This window comes from bacterium (assembly GCA_016716565.1).
Classification (GTDB): domain Bacteria; phylum Bacteroidota; class Ignavibacteria; order Ignavibacteriales; family Ignavibacteriaceae; genus IGN2.
Genome location: JADJWC010000004.1, coordinates 171,054 through 192,258 on the forward strand (window position 1 = coordinate 171,054; position 21,205 = coordinate 192,258).

Annotated in this window: 14 protein-coding genes and 1 tRNA gene; all 15 read left to right on the forward strand. The window is 36.7% G+C overall.

Annotation, left to right across the window (positions count from 1 at the left end; translation table 11 throughout):
- Nucleotides 1-21 precede the first annotated feature (21 nt).
- The 15 genes from IPM14_16195 (at nucleotide 22) to IPM14_16265 (ending at nucleotide 21,204) form a co-directional block, all read left to right on the forward strand.
- Nucleotides 22-95 (forward strand) — tRNA-Glu (locus IPM14_16195).
- Between the two features lie 142 nt (nucleotides 96-237).
- Nucleotides 238-570 (forward strand): (2Fe-2S) ferredoxin domain-containing protein, encoded by a 333-nt coding sequence (locus IPM14_16200; GenBank protein ID MBK9099615.1) that lies wholly within the window; start codon nucleotides 238-240, stop codon nucleotides 568-570.
- Entirely contained in the window at nucleotides 548-1,213 is a 666-nt protein-coding gene (gene nth / locus IPM14_16205) for an endonuclease III (GenBank protein ID MBK9099616.1), read from the forward strand. The genes IPM14_16200 and nth overlap by 23 nt, the downstream gene beginning before the upstream one ends.
- A gap of 20 nt (nucleotides 1,214-1,233) precedes the next feature.
- Entirely contained in the window at nucleotides 1,234-1,800 is a 567-nt protein-coding gene (locus IPM14_16210; GenBank protein MBK9099617.1) for an HDIG domain-containing protein, read from the forward strand.
- Nucleotides 1,797-2,255, forward strand: coding sequence for a peroxiredoxin (locus IPM14_16215; protein ID MBK9099618.1), 459 nt, complete (start codon nucleotides 1,797-1,799; stop codon nucleotides 2,253-2,255). Before IPM14_16210 ends, IPM14_16215 begins: the two co-directional genes overlap by 4 nt.
- 148 nt (nucleotides 2,256-2,403) lie before the next feature.
- The gene (porU, locus tag IPM14_16220; GenBank protein MBK9099619.1) at nucleotides 2,404-6,378 is read left to right on the forward strand and encodes a type IX secretion system sortase PorU; all 3,975 of its coding nucleotides are present in this window, start codon (nucleotides 2,404-2,406) and stop codon (nucleotides 6,376-6,378) included.
- Between the two features lie 114 nt (nucleotides 6,379-6,492).
- Complete coding sequence (gene porV, locus IPM14_16225; protein MBK9099620.1) at nucleotides 6,493-7,632, forward strand: type IX secretion system outer membrane channel protein PorV; 1,140 nt, start codon at nucleotides 6,493-6,495, stop codon at nucleotides 7,630-7,632.
- 9 nt (nucleotides 7,633-7,641) lie between these two features.
- Entirely contained in the window at nucleotides 7,642-10,683 is a 3,042-nt protein-coding gene (locus IPM14_16230; GenBank protein ID MBK9099621.1) for a T9SS type A sorting domain-containing protein, read from the forward strand.
- 186 nt (nucleotides 10,684-10,869) lie between these two features.
- Entirely contained in the window at nucleotides 10,870-14,010 is a 3,141-nt protein-coding gene (locus IPM14_16235; protein MBK9099622.1) for a PD40 domain-containing protein, read from the forward strand.
- A 5-nt stretch (nucleotides 14,011-14,015) separates the two neighbouring features.
- On the forward strand, nucleotides 14,016-14,894 hold the full coding sequence (locus tag IPM14_16240; protein MBK9099623.1) for a hypothetical protein: 879 nt from the start codon (nucleotides 14,016-14,018) through the stop codon (nucleotides 14,892-14,894).
- A gap of 1,211 nt (nucleotides 14,895-16,105) precedes the next feature.
- A complete protein-coding gene (locus IPM14_16245; protein MBK9099624.1) occupies nucleotides 16,106-16,795 on the forward strand; it encodes a T9SS type A sorting domain-containing protein in 690 nt (229 codons plus the stop codon).
- Nucleotides 16,796-16,860: 65 nt separating this feature from the next.
- On the forward strand, nucleotides 16,861-18,186 hold the full coding sequence (gene der / locus IPM14_16250; protein ID MBK9099625.1) for a ribosome biogenesis GTPase Der: 1,326 nt from the start codon (nucleotides 16,861-16,863) through the stop codon (nucleotides 18,184-18,186).
- Nucleotides 18,187-19,536 (forward strand): FAD-dependent oxidoreductase, encoded by a 1,350-nt coding sequence (locus IPM14_16255; GenBank protein MBK9099626.1) that lies wholly within the window; start codon nucleotides 18,187-18,189, stop codon nucleotides 19,534-19,536.
- Nucleotides 19,537-19,553: 17 nt separating this feature from the next.
- The gene (upp, locus tag IPM14_16260; protein MBK9099627.1) at nucleotides 19,554-20,198 is read left to right on the forward strand and encodes a uracil phosphoribosyltransferase; all 645 of its coding nucleotides are present in this window, start codon (nucleotides 19,554-19,556) and stop codon (nucleotides 20,196-20,198) included.
- The gene (locus IPM14_16265; protein MBK9099628.1) at nucleotides 20,185-21,204 is read left to right on the forward strand and encodes a tetratricopeptide repeat protein; all 1,020 of its coding nucleotides are present in this window, start codon (nucleotides 20,185-20,187) and stop codon (nucleotides 21,202-21,204) included. The genes upp and IPM14_16265 overlap by 14 nt, the downstream gene beginning before the upstream one ends.
- Nucleotide 21,205: the final 1 nt, after the last annotated feature.

Genomic DNA, 21,205 nt, shown 5'->3' on the forward strand with positions numbered 1-21,205 from the left:
TTCATTTTTAATTGAATCTCAGGCGCGTTCGTCTAGTGGCTTAGGACGCCGCCCTCTCAAGGCGGAGATCGCGGGTTCGAATCCCGCACGCGCTACTACTTTAGATTCCACATATCAATCCGCTGTAGCGGAACAAATCACACGTAAATTCCAATCTCTGAAATTCCCCAAAAAATTTTAATTCGTTTTAGTAATTATTTGTAATTTTCATTTAATAAAAAATTTAAAGAGTTAAAATTGAAACGATTTGAAAAACATATTTTTATTTGTGAAAACAGAAGACCTGACGATCATCCCCGCGGAAGCTGTGCTGAGAAAAACAGTCCATTAGTTAAAGAGCAATTCAAAAAAAGATTAAAGGAACTTGGATTGAATACGGAAGTAAGGGCAAATACTTCAGGATGTCTTGACGCTTGCGAACATGGTATTACCGTTGTTGTATATCCGGAACAGATTTGGTATGGTAATGTTGTTATTGATGACGTGGAGGAGATCATTCAGCAGCACATTATAAAAAACATTCCGGTGGAACGACTAAGAATAAAAGATGAAAAGTTTAACAGAACATAAATTTAAAGACGACCTAAATCGTCCCGCTGAAATTCTTAAAAGATTAAAAAGAGAATATCCGCTTGCAAAAATTGCACTGGAGTTCGAGACACCCTTTCAATTATTAATATCTACAATACTTTCTGCGCAGTGCACTGATGAAAGAGTGAACATTGTGACCAAATCATTATTCAAGAAATACAAAAAGCCACAGGATTTTTTGAATGTTTCGAATGAAGAACTTGAGAAGGATATTTTCTCAACCGGGTTTTATCGTCAGAAGACGAAAAGCATAAAAAATTGCTGCAAGGCATTGCTTGAAAATTATAATGGTAAGGTTCCAACAGATTTTGAATCGCTAAACGCACTTCCTGGTGTTGGCAGAAAAACTGCATCTGTTGTTGCTGGAAATGCATTTGGGATTCCGGCAATAGCAGTCGATACTCATGTTATACGATTGTCTAATCTGATGGGATTTGTCGATTCAGATAATCCTGATAAAATAGAAGAACGATTAAAAGAAATTTTCCCGCCAAAAGAATGGATAAATCTAGGGCATTACCTAATGAACCATGGAAGAAAAATTTGTGTAGCAAGACGACCAAAATGTGATGAATGTATTGTCGGAGATTTATGTCCCGGTTTTAATCCTAGAATAAAATAAATATTTAAAGGAGAATTCACATGGCTGAGATAGAAAGAGATAGAAATTATTGTTTTCAGATTCTTAATGAATACACAAAGAGTGAAAGTTTAATAAAACATGCACTGGCAGTTGAAACCTGTGTCCGTGCGTATGCAGAAAAACTAAATGAGGATATTGAATATTGGGGAAACGTTGCGCTGCTGCACGATTTTGATTATGAAATGTTCCCGTCTTCTGAAGAACATCCATTTAAGGGAAACGAAATACTTAAAGAAAAAGGATTTTCGGAGCAATTCAGGAATGCAATAATGTCCCACGCAGATTATACTGGAATTAAGAGAACTTCTCAGCTTGAAAATGTGTTATTTGCTTGTGATGAGTTAGCAGGATTTATAACTGCCGTAACTTATGTACGTCCATCGCGAACAATAGATGAAGTTGAAGTGAAATCAGTATTAAAAAAAATGAAAGATAAAGCATTTGCCCGTACTGTTAACAGAGAAGATATTATTAAAGGTGCTCAGGAACTCGCTGTTCCGCTTGAAGAGCATATTCAGTTTTGCATTAATTCAATGAAAAATAAAAAGGAATTACTTGGTTTATGAAAGCAGGGGAGATTGCACCTAACTTTATCCTCAAAGATGAAAAAGGAAATAATTTTGAATTATATAAGAATCTTGATAAGAATGTTCTGCTCGCTTTTTATCCAAAAGATGATACACCGGTCTGTTCAACTCAGTTAACCGACTACAACAATCATCTTGATGAGTTCATCCAGAATGGCATCAAAGTGATTGGAATCAGCACTGATACTGTTGAATCGCATTCATCATTTTGCAGAAAGCTTAAATTAAATTTTCCATTATTGGCAGATGTTGATAAAAAGGTAAGTAGACAATTTGATGCGATAAATTTTCTTGGTATGAATAGAAGACTATTGGTGCTAATCGGCATTGATAAAAAAGTCATTTGGGCTGATTCAACGATACCGGTAACCTACATTAACACCCGGGAAATAATTGAAAAAGTTGACTTATTAAACAGAAAAGAAATGACTTGACTGATAATTGTATAGTTAACTAAATTTCGTTCAAATTAAAGGAGTATTATTAGGATTTTGCTACATTGATGGTATTCTTGAAGAATATCAGTATTAAATAAAAGTATCTGAGAAAAATCTGTACAGAGTAATTTTTAATTACCTTAAAATGAATAGCAAAATCTTTTTAACACTTTTAGCGTTTACTCCCATTTTACTTCCCCAGCAGGATTACAGAATACTTTCTTCAAATCAAAATTCAATTATACTTGAATTCACACCTCAATACATAGATACTTCTTCTATCAAGATTGACGATCAGGAATTTAGAAATACAAATCTGGCTTTTGGCTTTTATAATGAATCAGCTTTACCCGGAACTCCTTCAATTCCTGAAAGAAGATTAATCCTCGGCGTTCCTTCTGAATTTGGAAATTCAATAAGAGTTCTCAGTTCTACTTACAAAATAATTAACGGCAAAGTTTTACCAGTAGCGAAGTATGAAAAAGAAAATTTTCTTGATGCTGTTAAGTATGAAATCTCACCTGAATATTACAACTATACTGACTTTCCCGAACTGGCTTCATTTGGTGATTTCGGAATTGCCCGCGGATTACAGGTTCAGATTATAAGAATGTTTCCTGTTAAGTTTGATGTAAATACTAACTCCATCAGGTTATATTCAAAAATTGTAATTCAGATTGATTATGGAAATGCTCAGGTTAGCGGTCAGAAAACAGAAGATGAGATTTTAAAATATTCTGTTATTAATTATGATGCTGCCAAATACTGGGTGAAAGACAACAGAAGATTATCAAAAATTACAAACAGCGTACTTGCAAATGGTCAATGGGTAAGATTCGAAGCTCCTGAAGAAGGAATTTATAAAATTGATAAAGCACGATTTGAATCATTTGGATTTAATGCTGCGTCAATCGATCCCCGAACAATTAAAATTTATAATAATGGCGGAAAGGTTCTCTCAGAAAAAGTAACTGCACCTCGTCCCGTCGATCTGGTGGAAAACGCGATCAGTGTTGTAGGTGAATCAGATGGCAATTTTGATGATGGTGACTACATTTTATTTTACGGAAGAGGAAGTCAGTTCAGAGATTTTGATCCAGAAAGCCAAACAATCATACGACTGAATCATCCGTTCTCCGATAAAAATTATTTTTGGATAACAGCAGGCGGTGAGAACGGGAAAAGGATTCAAAATAAATCCAGTCTAAATACTTCTCAGGATGTAATCCAAACTTCTACTTTAGCATTCGCCGATTATGAAATTGATAAAATAAACTTAGCTAAATCGGGCCGGCAGTATATGGGTGATGATTTTTCTCAATCTATCCCGACAAGAACTTATATGAATAAGTTGGATTACAGGATTGATTCATCGCCTATAAATTATACCTTCAGATTTATTAATGCGACACCTTCAGCATTTAATATGACTTTAGAAGAAAACTCGAATAATATTTTTTCCGGAACGCTGCAAGGATACAATACTTCATACACTTTTGGATTAGCTCATATACGGGAGGCAAGTTTCAATGGCTCACTCCCTGAGAATCGAAGCGTATTGAGATTTACATTAAATTCCTCTTCAGTAACATCGATCGGTTATCTGGATTATTTTGAAATCACTTATGAAAAAGAATTAAAACCGGCAAATAATAGTCTGTTATTTTTCTCTAAAGATTCTACTGCTATCGTCGAATACTATCTCACTGGATTTCCTTCTTCTAACATAAAACTATTTGATGTAACTGATTTCAGCAACGTTTTGGAAGTTAGTCCCAAACCCGGCTGGCCAAGCGGTGGTGATTTCAGATTTCAGGCATTGGAAAATGGCGACTCGATTAGAAAATACATAGCAATCGGGAATGATACATACCTGACGCCATCTAATCCAGCAACAGTTGAAAACTCCAACCTGAGAGGAATTACCGACGGGGCAAAGTTCATAATAATTTCACACAAAAATTTTCTTGACGCTGCAAACCGATTAAAATCTTACAGAGAAAACGAATCAAGAATATCAATATCAACTATCGTTGTCGATATCGAAAAAATTTATAACGAGTTCTCCTGTGGAAGTCAGGATGTATCAGCAGTAAGAGACTTCATAAAATTTGCTTATGAAAACTGGCAGATTAAACCTGAATATTTTTTATTGATGGGCAAAGGCACTTTTGATTATAAAAATGTTGAAGGCTTTGGCGATAACTACATTGTTACCTGGCAGACTGAAGAATCTCTGCAGTTAATTTATGGAAAGGATTCATATTGCACTGACGACTTTTTTGCCAGAATAGATGGTGACGATCCTATTCCGGATATTGCTTTCGGCAGACTGACAGTAAGAAATTTAACTGAAGCTAACAACTACATTGATAAAATAGCACAATACGAAAATGATAGTGAACGCGGTGTTTGGAGAAATCTTGTTACACTAATAGCAGATGATGGATATACATCGACGGGATATGAAGGTCCGGAACACACAGCACCTTCAGAAAGACTTGCTAACTTATATATTCCGCAATCTTTTGATTTGAAGAAGATTTACCTCGCAGATTACCCGGTCGTCATCACGGGCAATGGAAGAAGAAAACCTCTTGCGAATGCTGACATCCTGAAAATTATGAATCAGGGAACATTGTTGATCAATTACATTGGTCACGGCAATCCCGATGTTTGGGCTCACGAGTATGTTTTTGAAAGATCTGTGATAATTCCACAGCTTGCGAATGACAAGTACTTTTTCCTTTGTGCAGCTACGTGTGATTTTGGTTATTACGACATCCCAAATTTTCAGAGTGGTGCTGAAGAAATGTTGTTTCTTAAAAATGCAGGCTCGATAGCCACTTTCAATTCTGGTAGATTGGTCTTCTCTGGTCAGAATCATCAGTTAAATTATGAACTGATGAGTAATTTACTTAACCTGCCGAGAGACACAATGAGCTTAAGTGTTCCACTTGGAATATCTGTTTTGGCAACAAAGCAAGTTTATTACACAGTCAATTCTCAGAAATTTCACCTGCTTGGTGATCCAACTTTAAGATTAAATGTTCCGCAATACTCAGGCTCCATCGATTCAATAAATGGTCAGCCATTAATTGCTGACGTTCAAATAAGAGCGTTAAGCAGCACAAAAATTTCCGGAACGATTCTTAAACCGGATGGATCAAAATGGAATGAATATAATGGTGAAGGATTACTAACAGTATTTGATAGTGAACGTACAAAACTTCTCGAGGAAATTAATAATTATCCGATGCTCATTCAGGGTGGAGTAATCTTCCGTGGACGAGTATCAGTAACTAATGGAGATTTTGAAGCTGAGTTTGTTGTTCCGAAGGATATATCTTATGAAAATAAAAACGGAAAAATCATTTTTTATTTCTATGATATTGAATCAGATGGATTAGCATTCACAAACAAAATTATTGTTGGCGGAACTGATACGACCGCGATTAACGATGGCGAAGGTCCGGAGATAGAAATATTCTTTGATAATGCAAATTATGTAAGTTCTTACCTCGTTGGACCCGATCCGAATTTGATTGTTAAGCTTTACGACGAAACCGGGCTCAATACTACTGGCACAGGAGTTGGGCACAAGCTTGAAGGTATTTTAAATAATGATGAAGGAAATCCAATTGATTTTACCGATTACTTTGTTGGCGAACTTGATGCCGGCGGAAAGCAGGGTGAAATCAATTATCAGTTCAACAAAATGTCAGATGGTGATTATGCTCTTGAAGTAAAAGCTTGGGATGTATTTAATAATTTTTCGAATGAGGAATCCTTTTTTACGGTTGTCTCATCAAACGATCTGGTGATCAGGGATGTTTTCAATTATCCGAATCCTTTTACATCGAATACCACTTTTACATTTCAGCATAATCTTGCACAGTCGGTTGATGTGAAGATAAATGTTTACACGATTGCAGGCAGGCTCATCAAGCAGGTTGAATCAAAAAATATAGATCAGAAATTTGTAAAGGTTGATTGGGATGGCAGAGATGAAGATGGAGATCAAATTGGTAATGGAACGTATTTATATAAGTTGATCGTTAATACCACGGACGGGGAGTTCACTCAAAGTGTCCTCGGAAAGATGTCCGTTATCAGATAAGTGAGCAATATTTAAGCATTTTTAATCAAAATAATTTTTATATATTTCAAACCTGAAGAGGAACGAAAAATGTTAAAAAAAGACGCAATAATAATTTCTAGGAGGAAAAATAGAATGAAGGTATTAATGCCTTTCCTGATGATTGGGCTGGCTTTACTTGCTGTTCCCCAAAAAACTTTTGCTCAGGGAGAAGCTGCTGTCCCATTCCTGCTTTTATCACCTGACTCAAGATTCGGTGCACTTGGTGAATCAGGAACAGGTTTAGCCGATAACTCAGCTGCAATATTCTGGAACCCTGCGGGTATTGCATTTTTATCCGGTACTGAAGTTTCAATCACTCACAGTAACTGGCTGCCTCAGTTTAATCTTGATTTATTTTACGATTACCTTACTTTCAGAACTTATCTTGAAGAATTAAGCGGTAACGTAACTGCAAGTGTTACCTATATGAATTTTGGTGAATTTGTAAGAACACTTGAAGGCGGTCCTGAGCCTGTTGGTACTTTCAGTGCATACGATGCAGCACTAACTTTGGGATACGCTACTAAACTTGGAAGTGATTGGGGTATTGGATTTAACTTCAGAATCATCCACAGCAGACTTTCAGATCAGCCGACTGGTGAGGAAGAAGGATCCGGTGTTGCTACTTCTGTAAGTTTTGATCTTGCTGGTATGTGGAGACCGGAGTATTTGAATATTTTCGGATGGGAACTTGAAAACAGGTTAAGCATCGGTGCTAACTTAAGCAATCTTGGACCAAAGATAACTTACATTGACGCTAAACAATCTGATCCAATTCCAACAAACTTCAGGTTGGGATTTGCATTCCAATTACTCAGGGATGAATTTAACTCTTTAGTATACACACTCGATTTCAGCAAGTTGCTTGTGAGCAGAGATTCTACGACTTCGGAAGAATTTTATACCGGGATTATTACTTCCTGGGGCGATGCTACGATGAGTGAAGAGTTAAGAGATGTTATTACATCGATGGGATTAGAATATTGGTACGGAACTCCGGGTGATTTTCTTTTCGCATTGAGAAGCGGTTTCTTCTATGAAGATCCTTCATATGGTAACAGAAAATTCTTAACCTTCGGTGCAGGTTTACGATATGATATTTATGGATTTGATTTCAGTTATATCAGCTCGATTGAAGAAAACCATCCGCTTGATGGAACATTAAGATTCACAATTCTGATTGGTTGGGGAGCAGTTCCGGAACCACAAAGAGGATTTCCAAGGGGCATCTAAAAATTTGTTATGAAATATCTTCTTCTCTCTATTCTTGTAGTATTTGAATTGGGCAGACTATCTGCCCAATCTTTTATTGGAAAGCTTAATCCTTTCCCGGCAACAAATCAGACAATAACAGCAGCCGATGATACATTAAAAATTCTTGCGATAATGGTAAACTTCCAGGAAGATGCTGACGGAACAACTTTCGGAAATGGAAAGTTTGGTACTATTTACTCCCAGAATTATGGCAGCGATATTTTAGATCCTCTTCCCCATGATAAAAAATATTTTGAGTCTCATCTTCTGTTTGTGAAAAATTATTTTGCCAAAGTTTCGAAGGGAAAGCTGGAAATTGAATACACGGTTTTACCTGATACTTTTTCTGTTTCTGATAGAATGAGGAATTATTCTCCGGATCCCGGCTCAGATGATTTTACGAACATTGCAGATTTTGCTGTTGAGGCGTGGACGAAAGCTGATCAAGTATATCCCGGATTTAACTTCAGCGATTATGATGTATTCCTGATCTTTCATGCCGGAGTTGGAAGAGATATTTCGCTTCCCGGAAGCATTGGAAATGAAAGAGACCTGCCGTCACTCTACTTGAGTGATAATGCTTTCAAAGAAATTTACGGAAATAATTTTGAAGGTATCCCTGTATCCGGTGGTTCATTCAAAATTACAAACAGTATGATAATTCCTGAAACAGAAAGCAGGGAAGTCCAAACTATCAGCGGAACATTTTTATTTGAAATTACAATTAACGGCTTGCTCTGTGCGAGTGTTGGAAGCCATCTCGGTTTACCGGATTTATTTGATACTGAAACTGGACTTAGTGCAATCGGAAGATTCGGTCTGATGGATGGACAAAGTATTTTTGCCTATTTAGGAACATATCCACCTGAACCTTCTCCCTGGGAAAAAATAAGATTGGGTTGGGCTGAACCAGTAACAATGGAAATTCAAAATGCAGATGTAAGTCTTGTTACAAACCTGGCTGCGAGTATTAGTGATACTATCATCCTAAAAGTTCCTCTAAATTCTTCTGAATATTATTTAATAGAAAACCGAATTCGTGATGCTTATAATGATGGTTCAACGATTTCTTATGCAGTTGGTGATCTTGTAAGGACGAAGACTTTCCCAAATGATACAACCGGTTACCGCAGCTTTGATGTTGATTCACTCTCAGGAGTTATTGTTGATGTTGATGAATTTGACTGGGCTGTTCCCGGAAATGGAATTGTTATCTGGCACATTGACGAAAATGTTATCAACGAAAAAATTGCTGATAACAAAGTAAACACAGATAAAACCCGTCGCGGAGTTGATGTTGAAGAAGCCGATGGTGTGCAGGATATCGGTGAAGTCTTTTATACAATTTTCGGTGACCAGGTAATTGGTGAAGGATTTGAGGAAGATTTCTGGTATGCTGATAATCCTTCCGAGTTATTTGAAAACCGTTTTGCAAAAGACACACGACCAAATACTCTAACCAACACAGGTGCAAACAGTTTAATTACAATTAAAGATTTTTCTGAGATCGATAACCGAATGAGCTTTAGAGTTGAGTTTGGTGATTCAATTATTAAACCATTGTACTCATTCAAATTTCCATCTGCACCAACTCAAGCATTTGCTGGAAAACTATCGTCCATAGTTTTTAATGATGAAGTATATTTTATTGCTGTCGATGACAACTATACTTTATATGTTATCAGAGGAGATTCATTGATTTATAAATCGTCGGAATACTTCTCTATTGGTAAACCAGCCGTGACAATTTTCAACAATGTTCTATACATTTTTTGTCCGGAACTTGGAGAATTAAACTTTTGGATGACCGATGGTTCAATCAATAATACTGGACAACTGATAGTACCACCAATATTAAGTAACTGTGTAATTAATACTAAATTGAGTGGTGAGAAGGAGTTATGGTTTGGCTCCTGGACTGGCAGTATATATAAATATTCTTTGGGTTCTTTACCTAATGTTGCTCCTGAATTGAAGGATAGTATCTACTTTGGCAATTATAATATTAATCATCTTGCAGTACACGAGGATTTTTATGCTATAACTTGTACTCCCAAAATACCTCCTGCTGATACAAAAATCTACATTAGTTCATCCGGTTCATTGTTAATTATGGATGATTTTGTACAAGATTTAGCATTAACAAAAGATCGGGATGGAAATATTATTGCGCTACTTCTTACTCAGAAATTTACTCCGCCAATTCATATGGGAAGACTTTATGTAATACAAGGCAGTAACATTTTAAATGTTGTAGAATATTCCGGTGATCATATACCGCTTACTTTTTCACTCTCTGATCTAAAAAGAGATGGTAATGTTTATATCCTTACATCGAACAAGTCAATAGTTGAAGCCAACAATTTTGAAGGCACAATGGCTGATAATTTTCCATTTCAGTTCAATAGTGAATACCGTGGAACTACACCAATATCTGCAGATTTTGAAGGGGATAACAGACCTGAGATTGTTTTTGCAACAAACGAAGGTGATATATATGCTATTGACGGTGGGTCAGGCAAATTGATTCCTGGTTTTCCAATATCTTTAGGTCATGCATATTCAACACTTTCGTTTTTTAATTTAAATGGTAAAGTCAATTTGGTGGCTGCAAATTATGACGGTTTATTGCAAGCCTGGTCTATTAGTTCGGCTGAAGGTGAAATTATTTGGAAGGAACAATTTGCCAACAGTGAGAACACCTCATTCATTGACGCTGCAGAAAATACAAACAGGATAAATGAGTTCTTTCCTGCAAACAGAGCATACAACTATCCGAATCCTGTCTGCGAAGGAACAACAAATATACGTTATTATGTTTCTGAAGATTCAAAAATCAACATAAAGATTTTCGATCTTGCAGGAGATTTTGTTGCAGAGCTGAACGATGAAGCTCAGGGTGGAATGGATAATGAAACTGTCTGGAATGTTGGCGATATTCAAAGCGGAGTTTATCTCGCGCGAATCGAAGCTGTCTGCGATTGCGGCAAAACAGAACAAGCAGTTATTAAAATAGCGGTCGTAAAGTAAAGAATTGCCTGTGTCATTCCCGTGAAAACGGGAATCCAAATTCTTGATAAAATGGATTCCCACTTTCGTGGGAATGACAGAAAAAGTGGGATTACATTAAAGTCTAACTAAACGATTAAGCAAAATTATAAGAATTAATTAGAACCTATCACTAATTCTACAATCTGAAAATAAATACTTTTCTTAATGAAGAAACTACTTTCTGCTCTGACCATATTACTTTTATCGGGAAAATTATTCGCCCAGTTCACTGAATTTCATCCCGAACTGGATTGGTTTACAATTAAAGGAAAACACGTTGAAGTTCATTATCACAACGGAGCCGAACGAACAGCAAAAGTCGTAGCTAAAATTGCTGATGAAGTCTGGGATCCGATTTGCTCGCTCTATGATTATGAACCTGATAAAGTTCATTATGTGATTAAAGATCTTGACGATTACTCAAACGGAGCTACATATTTCTTCGATAACAAAATTGAAATATGGACAAGTGCACTTGATTTCGATCTTCGCGGAACACACAACTGGCTTCGTAATGTAATTTCTCACGAGTTCACTCATCTTGTGCAAATTCAGGCGGCAATGAAATTATCGCGTTCCGTTCCTGCTGTTTTTCTTCAATTGTTAAACTATCAGGAAGAAAGAAGACCTGATATTCTATATGGCTATCCTAACTATGTAATTTCTTATCCGATTGCATCTGTGAACGTTCCTGCGTGGTTCGCTGAAGGAACCGCTCAATATATGCGTCAGGAATTTGATTACGATAACTGGGATGCGCATCGCGATATGATTTTAAGAAGCTACGTTCTTGATGGAAATATGCTGACCTGGAATGAGATGGGAGTTTTCGGAAAAACAAGTCTCGGCAATGAGTCGGTATACAACTCAGGTTTTGCTTTAACGAGATACATTGCTCAACAGTATGGAGAAGATAAGCTTAGAGAGATAACTGAGAAACTAGGCAAGCTGGGCAACTTTACAATTGATGCAGCTTTTGAAGATGTTCTTAGAAAAGATGGAAATGAAATTTATAACGAATGGAAAAGTTTTCTTGAAAAAGACTATTCGGAGCGTGTTGAAAAAATCAGATCAAATATAGTGGAAGGTGATAAAATTGCAGATAAAGGATTTGGCAATTTTTATCCAACATTCAGCGAAGATGGAAAAAAGATTTACTACATCTCAAACAAGTCATCGGATTATTTCAGTCCTTCTTCGATTTATGAATATGATCTAGAAACTAAAACAGAAAAAACATTAGTCACTGGAGTTCGTTCAACTTACAGCTGGATTCCGGGAACAAATAAAATTCTCTACTCAAAGATTACTGAAGACAATCCAAATTGGTACAACGTTCATGATATATTTATTTACGATGTGGATGAAGATGATGAGATAAGATTAACAGAAAACCTTCGTGCGAATCAACCTGATGTTTCAAACGATGGAAAGAAAATTGTTTTTCTATTTCAGAAAGATGGAACTACCAATCTCGGAATTATTGATATCGATGGCAAAAATTTCAAAGCTCTCACAGAATTTAAAAATGGCGAGCAAGTTTACAATCCTAAATTCTCAAACGATGATTCATATATAATCTTTGATTATTCGTATCATCAGACAAGAGATATCGCAAAGGTAAGTGTTGATGGTACCGGTTATGAATTTGTAATTCAAACGGACAAAGATGAAAGAAATCCTGTTTTTGATAAAAACGAAAATATAATTTATGCATCAGATGAAACTGGCATTTACAATATCTATTCTTTTAATCCGGTGACTAAAGAAAAGAAACAGTTAACGAACGTTCTGGGCGGTGCATTTATGCCGGATGTTAATGAAAACGGTGAGTTGACTTATTCCGGATACACTTCATCCGGTTACAAAATTTTCTACGTGAATAATGATGAACAAAAAGATGTAAGTACATCAGCAAGTTATGTCTGGAGAAAAAATCCTCCGCTCGATATGACAAAGCCGAATGGTGATATTGAGCAGTTTGATATTGACTCGCTGAAAAATTTTAACGACTACGAAACTCCGGAATACACTGAATTAAAATACAGCGGTGCTTTTTCAACATTAAGTTTTTTCCCATACATCAGGTTTGATAATTACAATACTGAAAACAGTTTCTGGCAGAGAATAAAACCTGGTGTTTACGTTGCGTCAAATGATATGCTGAACCGATACTCAATATTTGCAGGTGCAGATATTAATGCTGTGTGGGAACGTGATTTGTTCTTCATCTTTGAATACAAAAACAAGCTTCCTTTGTTAAGTCTAATTGGGTTAAGACCAGAACTTTCTGCAGAACTTTACAGCGTAAGCAGGAAAGCAGATGTTGATGTTCTTTTCGGACCTGATACTGTAAATGGAAATGTAACCTACGATCAGATTATTCCAACTGAAGTTACGTACAATCTTTTGGAGTTTGATTTTGCTGCAAGACATCAAATAATCAATCGTTATAACGATCTTGAACTCCGATTTATTTTCAGCCGTTACACTGCAACTTTAGCAAGCTTTTTAATTCCGACAGATGGGGAACCGATTCTTTACCCAACTTCTGATGATACTTATTTTATCGGAAGAGATTTCAGAGTGAGCTATAACTTTGAAGCGCTCAAGCCAACACGTGATACTGATATAAACCCTGTTGGAATGTCTCTCGATTTAATTTACGATTACGAGTGGAATGAATTTAATGACGAAGGCGAGTATGTGATCGAAGATGGACTGCTTGTTCCAAAATACAATGATTACAATTTCCATCGTGTATTGTTTGACGGAAGTCTCTATTCACAACTGTGGGGAGATCACACTCTCACAACTCGACTCGTCGGTGGAACAATACTCGGACCTGCTGTTCCGGACTTTTTTGATTTTTATCTTGGCGGTTTGATAGGAATGAAAGCATATCCGTTTTATTCTATCAGCGGAAATGAAATTGCGTGGATAAATTTAACTTATCGTTTTCCGCTTTGGAGAAATATTGATTACAAGTTGAGCTTCCTCTATTTCGATAAAATATTTCTCTCATTTCATTTTGATTACGGCAATGCATGGACAGGTGATTTCACTTCGTTCTCCGATTTCAAAAAAGGTGCGGGTGCAGAAATCCGTCTTCATATGAACTCATATTATCTATTTCCGACGGCGCTTTTCTTTAATGCATCTTACGGCTTCGATCAATTCGATAAGGTCGTTGAACAGGGTGTTGCAACTTATGGGAAAGAATGGAGATTTTACGGAGGAATTCTTTTCGGATTCGAAATTGTCAATTCAAAAACAGCTTTTACAAATCCTAATCGTTTAAGGTAATTGTAATGAAAACTGTAAAAATATTTTTTCTACTTCTTATGATTTCTGCTTTTGCATTCGGGCAGGAAATCACAAATAATAAATTTGAATTTACCGGCAGCTTGTTTGCAGATACAAAAATCATTTCCCGTACTTATTCTGAATTGACAAGCAATCCGATGGCAGATGATCTTCCCGGAAAAAAGTCTCCTGTGCTTTCTGGAGTTTTATCAGCAATTATTCCCGGTGCAGGACAGGTTTATAACGAAGACTGGTGGATTGCAGGAATTTTTGTCGCAGTCGAAGCTGCATTGATTACAACTGCAATCACATACGATAATAAGGGCGATGATCAAACTGAATTTTTCGAAAATTATGCCGATGATTATACGAATCCCGAGCACAACTGGAGTGTTGTGCGTTATGCTGAGTGGCTGGTTGAATATCAATACAACAATGACCCGGAAATGCTGAACAAAATAATAATAAGTAATGATCCGAACCTTCCGCCATGGGAAAGAGTAAACTGGGCTGAGTTAAATAATGCAGAAACAGGTTCACATAATTTGCCGCCACACGGGGAGCAGCAGTATTATGAACTCATTGGCAAGTATCATCAGTATGCCGGAGGATGGAATGATTATACCGGTGGCGCAAACAATTCACTCATCTCACCAAACTTTACTTATTATTCCGGTCTGAGAGGGGAAGCAAATGATTACTATAACACTGCATCCACTGCAGTAATTGGAATATACATAAACCACTTGCTTAGTGCCGCAGAAGCCGTATGGGGAGCGACGAGGTTTAATAACAATTTAGCTGTGAACTTTCGAGTAGAACCAATCAACACAGCAACAGGAACTGAACTCATTCCTACATTAAAAGTGAAGTTCAGTTTTTAATTAAATTTTTTTGAAAAAATTTTTGGGGCGAGATGATATCTCGCCCTTCATATTTTAAATCGTTACTTTTGCATAACAAAATTTTATTATGAACTATGAAAAAATATTTACTTATCACAATAATAATTTTATTTACTTTCCGGAACTTTGCTCAATACACTCCAACTTCACCGTATCTGCTCAATCCCGATCTGGCAATCGGATACACAGACAGCTGTGCAAATTTCTGGCTTCAAACGTGGGATAGTTCAATTGGCGGATTCTTCACCAACATAGATAAATTTGGTAACGTGCTCACACAATGGGGAACAAATAAAAACATGCTTACTCAATCCAGGAATGCGTATGGATTGGTGCGTGCTTATATGCTTACCGGCGATACAATTTATCTCAGCTATGCAAAAAATGCTCTCGATTGGATGTACGAACACGCTTGGGATGAAACTCACGGCGGATGGATACAGGAACTTAATATTAACGGAATTCCGATAAATCCAACTGCAAACAAAACAGCATTTTACCAGCACTATGCGCTGCTTGGAATTGCTGCTTACTATGAAGCAACAGGTGATACAACAGCCTGGAACTGGCTGATGAGAGGTTATCAGCATCTTGAAGATTATTACTGGGATAATCGTCCAGATTTTTTAGGTTATTTCGATCAGACAAATTACACAAACTCAACTGCCTGGGATAAAAGTTTCAATGCAACAGTCGATGCAATCACAACACATCTTCTCTATCTTTATTTAATGACAAAAGAAGAAGTTTATAAACAGAGGCTTCTTGAAATTGCTGAAGAAATTAAAATCAGGTTTGCCGCAAGTATGCCGCAGCAAGCTATCGGAATGGTTGAAAGGTTTGACTCCGACTGGAACTGGAACAACAACGAAACTATGACAATAATGGGTCACGTATTGAAAGCAGGGTGGTGTCTTGCGAGAGTCAATCAATTATTTCCTGATACAAGTTACATCAGTACCGCTGAATATATGATCAACGATGTCTGGCAGAACGGATATGATCACGATTTCGGAGGACCATATAAGGATTTCAACCGGATTACAGGAGTAATGCTTTTGTGGGGATTGCAGGATTCAACAAAAGCGTGGTGGCAGATGGAGCAGGCTATTGTTGCCGGACTTCAGATGTACAATCTCACAAAAGAAAACTGGTATCTGCAAATGGCAGACGCGACGATCAATTTTTATATGCAGTATTTTGTCGATCATCAGAATGGCGAGGTATACGCAGACAGGACACGTTACGGAGGATTTGCATGGAATGAAGCGAAAGGAAATTCAGGAAAGTCCGGATATCATTCAATCGAGACAGGATATTACACTTACCTGTATGGAAAACTTTTATTTACTGAAGAGTCCGCAAAGCTTCATTATAATTTTTATCCTCTTCCAACAGATCGGGAAATCAATCTTACACCAATTGCAATCCGTGATGAAGGATTGGTCATCTCTCAGGTTTTGCTCGATGGTCAGAGTTATTCCAATTATAATAACATAACCCGCGTATTGAATTTACCGGCAGGAACAGGCGGGCATTTCGAAGTCACATTTGAACCAATAATTGTAAATCTAGCTCAAGAGGATTTCGCTCCGCATGGTTTCGAGTTAATGCAGAACTATCCGAATCCGTTTAATCCAACCACCAGTCTGCAGTTTACAATTGGCAGTCAGCAATTCGTAACACTAAAAGTATATGATTTATTGGGAAGAGAAATTGCAACACTTGTTAATGAAGAAAAACCAGCAGGAAAATATGAAATTGAATTCGATAGTCATTCCGGCTTGTCCGGAATCAGGGAATTACCAAGCGGAATTTATTTCTATCGCTTGCAAGCTGGGAACTATATTGAAACAAAGAAAATGATACTGCTTAAATAATCTTCTCTTCCAAATAATTATATTTCAGTCTCGAGTTTCTCGGGACTTTATTATAATCTTTTAATATGAAAACACCTTTAGTTGTAATAGTTGGAAGACCGAACGTCGGGAAATCTACGCTCTTTAACAGGCTTATTGGAAAAAGAGATGCGATTGTTGATGATGTAAGCGGCGTTACTCGAGATAGAATTTACGGTGAAGCAGATTGGTCAGGTAAAAAGTTTCAGGTGATCGATACCGGCGGATACGTTCCTGAAAGTGAAGATGTGTTTGAGACTGCAATCCGTGAACAGGTGGAAATAGCAATCAGTGAAGCGGATAGTATTTTATTCGTAGTTGATGTCCGTGATGGTATTCTCCCAATCGATAAAGAAATAATGACGATGTTACGAGCTTCCGGCCGGCAGTTTTTTCTTATTGTTAACAAAGCCGACGCACCGAACTTCGATGCAGCCGCAGCAGAATTCTATAGACTTGGTGTCAATAAAATTTATCCCGTCTCTGCACTAAGCGGAAGAAATCTCGGTGATCTGCTCGAAGAAGTAACAAAAGAATTCAGTGACGAAATTGAAATAGATGAAGATCCCAGACTTAAAATTGCAATCGTTGGCAGACCAAATGTTGGAAAGTCTTCGCTTGTAAATTCACTTCTTGGCGAAGAGAGAAGTATCGTTACGGATATTCCCGGGACTACCCGCGACAGTATCGATTCAATCATGAAATATTACGGTGAAGAAATAGTACTGATTGATACGGCAGGGCTTCGTAAGAAGAAAAAAGTTCAGGAGAGCATTGAATTTTATTCAAACATAAGATCTCTAAAAGCGATAGGCGAGTGTGATGTTGCAGTTGTTCTTATTGATTCAATGATCGGTTTAGAAAAGCAGGACCAGAAAATTATTGACGAAGTTGTTCGCTGGAGGAAAGGGCTGATCATTGCCATCAATAAATGGGATCTTGTTGAAAAAGATTCAAACACATCTGCGTTTTATGAAAAGGCGCTTCATCAGAAAATGGGTGCAATTGATTATGCTGAAATAATTTTTATCTCAGCTTTGACAAAGCAGAGAATCTTCAAACTTATTGAACTAAGTAAACGGGTGAGTGAAGAACGTAAAAAGAAAATTCCGACAAAAGAGCTAAATGATTTTCTTCTTCCTGAGATTGAAAAATCACCACCGCATACAACTCCATCAGGTAAAGAAGTTAAAATAAAATACATTACTCAGATCGGCGAGCACTATCCGATTTTTGCTTTCTTCTGTAATTACCCGAAACACGTTGGAGATAATTATAAAAGATTTCTAGAAAAACTTATTCGAAGTCAATGGGGATTTAACGGTGTACCAATGACTTTGAGTTTTAAATCCAAATCTTCAAAGGACGAGTAGATGAAACGTCCTGTAAAAATAATTATCGTTGGAGGAAATGCAGCCGGGCCAGCCGCTGCTGCAAAAGCAAAAAGATTTAACCCGAATGCCGAAGTGATTTTGTATGAGGGAAGTGAATTCATTTCCACAGGCACATGTGAAATGCCTTATGTGCTTTCCGGCGAAATAGAAAATATTGACAAAATTATTTTCTTTAATCCTGCAACATTTCAGAGAGAAAAAAATGTAAAGGTCTTTGTAAAACATTTTGTTGAAGAAATTGATATCAGAAAAAAAAATGTTATCGTTCGAGATCTGATAGAAAATAAAATCTTTGAGCAGGATTATAACAGGCTAATTCTATGTACCGGTTCGCGAGCTAAAACAATTCCGGGATTTGATCTTAACCTGAAAAATGTTTTCACTTTTAAAAATATTAACGACCTCTTACGGATAAACAATTATCTGAAAGACAATGAAGTTAAGAACTCTGTTGTTGTTGGTTCCGGTTATATTGGCCTGGAGGCCGCAGATGCTCTGACTAAACGCGGTATTAAAGTATCGATATTTGAAAAGGAAAAGCTACCAATGCCTAATGCTGATCCGGAATTTTCAGATGAAATTCTGGAAATATTGAAGCAGAACAGAGTAGATTTCATTGGTGGAATAAATGATTTAGAACCTGTAGTCAAAGCAGATAAATTAATTTCAGTTCGAAATGGAAAGAAATTTATTGAAATAGATATGCTGATACTTTCAGTTGGATTTGAACCAGATAGTTATCTCGCTCAATCAACAAAGTTGGAATTAGGAAAATCAGGCGCAATAAAAGTTGATCAATATTTGAAAACTTCAGATAGGTTTATCTATGCATCTGGTGATAACATTGAAGTGATAAATGCAGTCACAGGAAAACTGGATTATATCCCACTTGCTACTAATGCATATAACTTAGGACATATTGCTGGTGAGAATGCCGCCGGAGGAAATGTTAAGTATGAACCTGTTATTAAAAATATAACTGTAAAAATTTTCAACAAATATTTTGCACAGATAGGACTTTCTTCTGCAGAAGCAAAGAAATCCGGATTCACAATTGAAACGGTATTTGTTAAAGCAAAAAATCTTGTTGATGTTATGCCCGGAAGCGATATCGTGACTGGAAAGATAATAACAGATGAAATAAGTAAACGAATTTTGGGTGCATCATTTCTCGGTGGGACAGAAGTTTCCGGATATGCTGATCTCATATCAGCGTTAATCAAATTAAAAGTTCCGGCATCAGTACTTCCAAAGATTAATTACAATTACACTCCACCGCTTTCTCCGTTTGTAAATATTCTAAGTTTGCTTGGTAAAAAATTTTCTTAAAAAATGAAAGTAATTAATTGAAGAAGAATTCATCTTATAAAAATCTTGTTCTCATACAGCACCCCTTGGTTAAAAAAGATATCTCTGTATTAAGAGACAAGAAAACCAACACTGAAATGTTCAGAGCTGCAGTAAAAAGAATTTCCAATGTGATGGCCGTTGAAATTAGTAATGCATTTTCTCTTAAGGAAATTAAAGTTGAAACTCCGCTTGAGAGAACCAAAGGTTATAGACTACTCCACGACGTTGTACTAATTCCTGTGCTTCGTGCCGGACTAGGAATGGTTGATGGCTTTCTGGAGATAATACCAGATGCAAAGCTTGGGCACGTTGGTCTTGAACGAAATGAAACTACTCTTAAGCCAAACAGTTATTATTTAAAGACCCCAAAGAATTTAAGTAAGTCTGATGTAATATTACTTGACCCGATGTTAGCAACAGGTGGCAGTGCATCGGCTGCAATAAGTTTTTTAAAAAAACGCGGAGCAAAGAATTTGTCGTTTGCTTGTCTAATTGCCGCACCTGAGGGAGTTACTAAATTATTAAATGATCATCCTGATTTAATAATCTTTACTGCTACACTTGATCGTCAATTAAATAAAAAAGGATACATACTTCCAGGTTTGGGTGATGCAGGAGATCGCACGTTTGGTACACTATAAGTTTATTCTATTTCTGTTTTTATTCGTCTTTCCTTCATTTGTAAATGCTCAGGTTTATCCTGATAGGGTAGTTGATTCACTTTTACGTTTGGGAATTAGTAGCATAGTCAACCAGGATTATAATGCTGCTCAGAATATGTTTATCAAACTAAAGAAAGATTATCCTGAAATTCCTCTCGGTAAAATATATCTTGCCGTAAATAAAATCGCTCAAGCTTATGATTATGCACAGGAATTTGATGAAGATTATATCCTAAATAATCTTGAAGATGCGAAAGACCAGGCAGAACTTCTTTTAGAAAAAGATCAATCAAATATCTGGTACAGATATTTTTATGCACTTGCCGAAGGATACATATCATACTTTGATGCAATCAATGGAAGCTGGTTCTCTGCGCTTTCTTCGGGTGTCAATTCGATTTCCGAGTTTGAAAGAATATTAGAATCAGATAAAAAATTTTTCGAAGCTTACATTGCAATTGGAACATTTGAATACTGGAAGAGCAGGAAGATGGAGTTTATGGACTGGCTTCCATTTACAAACGATACCAAGAAAATTGGAATCGATCGTTTAATTGTTGCGATTGATTCATCGAGCTATAATACTTACCTTGCGATTAATTCCTTAATCTGGATTTACATCGATCAGAAAAGATTCAGTGATGCAATAGCAGTTGCTGAAAAAGCTCTAAAGCAATTCCCTGAATCAAGAACATTTAAGTGGGGCCTCGCCAGAGCGTACGAAGAAACTGATGTTTCTAAATCAATCGATCTTTACAAAGATATTCTGAACTCATATCCCTCTTCTTTAAATGGGAATTATGAAAATACAATCGTACTTAAACATTTGATTGCACAGCAATATGCGAAAAAAGGTGATAAAGCAAACGCACTAAAATATTGTAATGAAATTCTCGCAATTAAAAATTTGCCGAAGTCAGTTAAAAATGATTTAAATGAAAGACTGGAGAGAGTACGTTCTTTAAAGAACGATTTGACTAAGTGAG

Coding starts and splice junctions, on each gene's coding strand:
- der (MBK9099625.1), top strand. CDS start 16,861: ATGAAAACACCTTTAGTTGTAATAGTTGGAAGACCGAACGTCGGGAAA.
- porV (MBK9099620.1), top strand. CDS start 6,493: ATGAAGGTATTAATGCCTTTCCTGATGATTGGGCTGGCTTTACTTGCT.
- IPM14_16255 (MBK9099626.1), top strand. CDS start 18,187: ATGAAACGTCCTGTAAAAATAATTATCGTTGGAGGAAATGCAGCCGGG.
- nth (MBK9099616.1), top strand. CDS start 548: ATGAAAAGTTTAACAGAACATAAATTTAAAGACGACCTAAATCGTCCC.
- IPM14_16210 (MBK9099617.1), top strand. CDS start 1,234: ATGGCTGAGATAGAAAGAGATAGAAATTATTGTTTTCAGATTCTTAAT.
- IPM14_16240 (MBK9099623.1), top strand. CDS start 14,016: ATGAAAACTGTAAAAATATTTTTTCTACTTCTTATGATTTCTGCTTTT.
- IPM14_16235 (MBK9099622.1), top strand. CDS start 10,870: ATGAAGAAACTACTTTCTGCTCTGACCATATTACTTTTATCGGGAAAA.
- IPM14_16215 (MBK9099618.1), top strand. CDS start 1,797: ATGAAAGCAGGGGAGATTGCACCTAACTTTATCCTCAAAGATGAAAAA.
- IPM14_16245 (MBK9099624.1), top strand. CDS start 16,106: ATGCAGTATTTTGTCGATCATCAGAATGGCGAGGTATACGCAGACAGG.
- porU (MBK9099619.1), top strand. CDS start 2,404: ATGAATAGCAAAATCTTTTTAACACTTTTAGCGTTTACTCCCATTTTA.
- IPM14_16230 (MBK9099621.1), top strand. CDS start 7,642: ATGAAATATCTTCTTCTCTCTATTCTTGTAGTATTTGAATTGGGCAGA.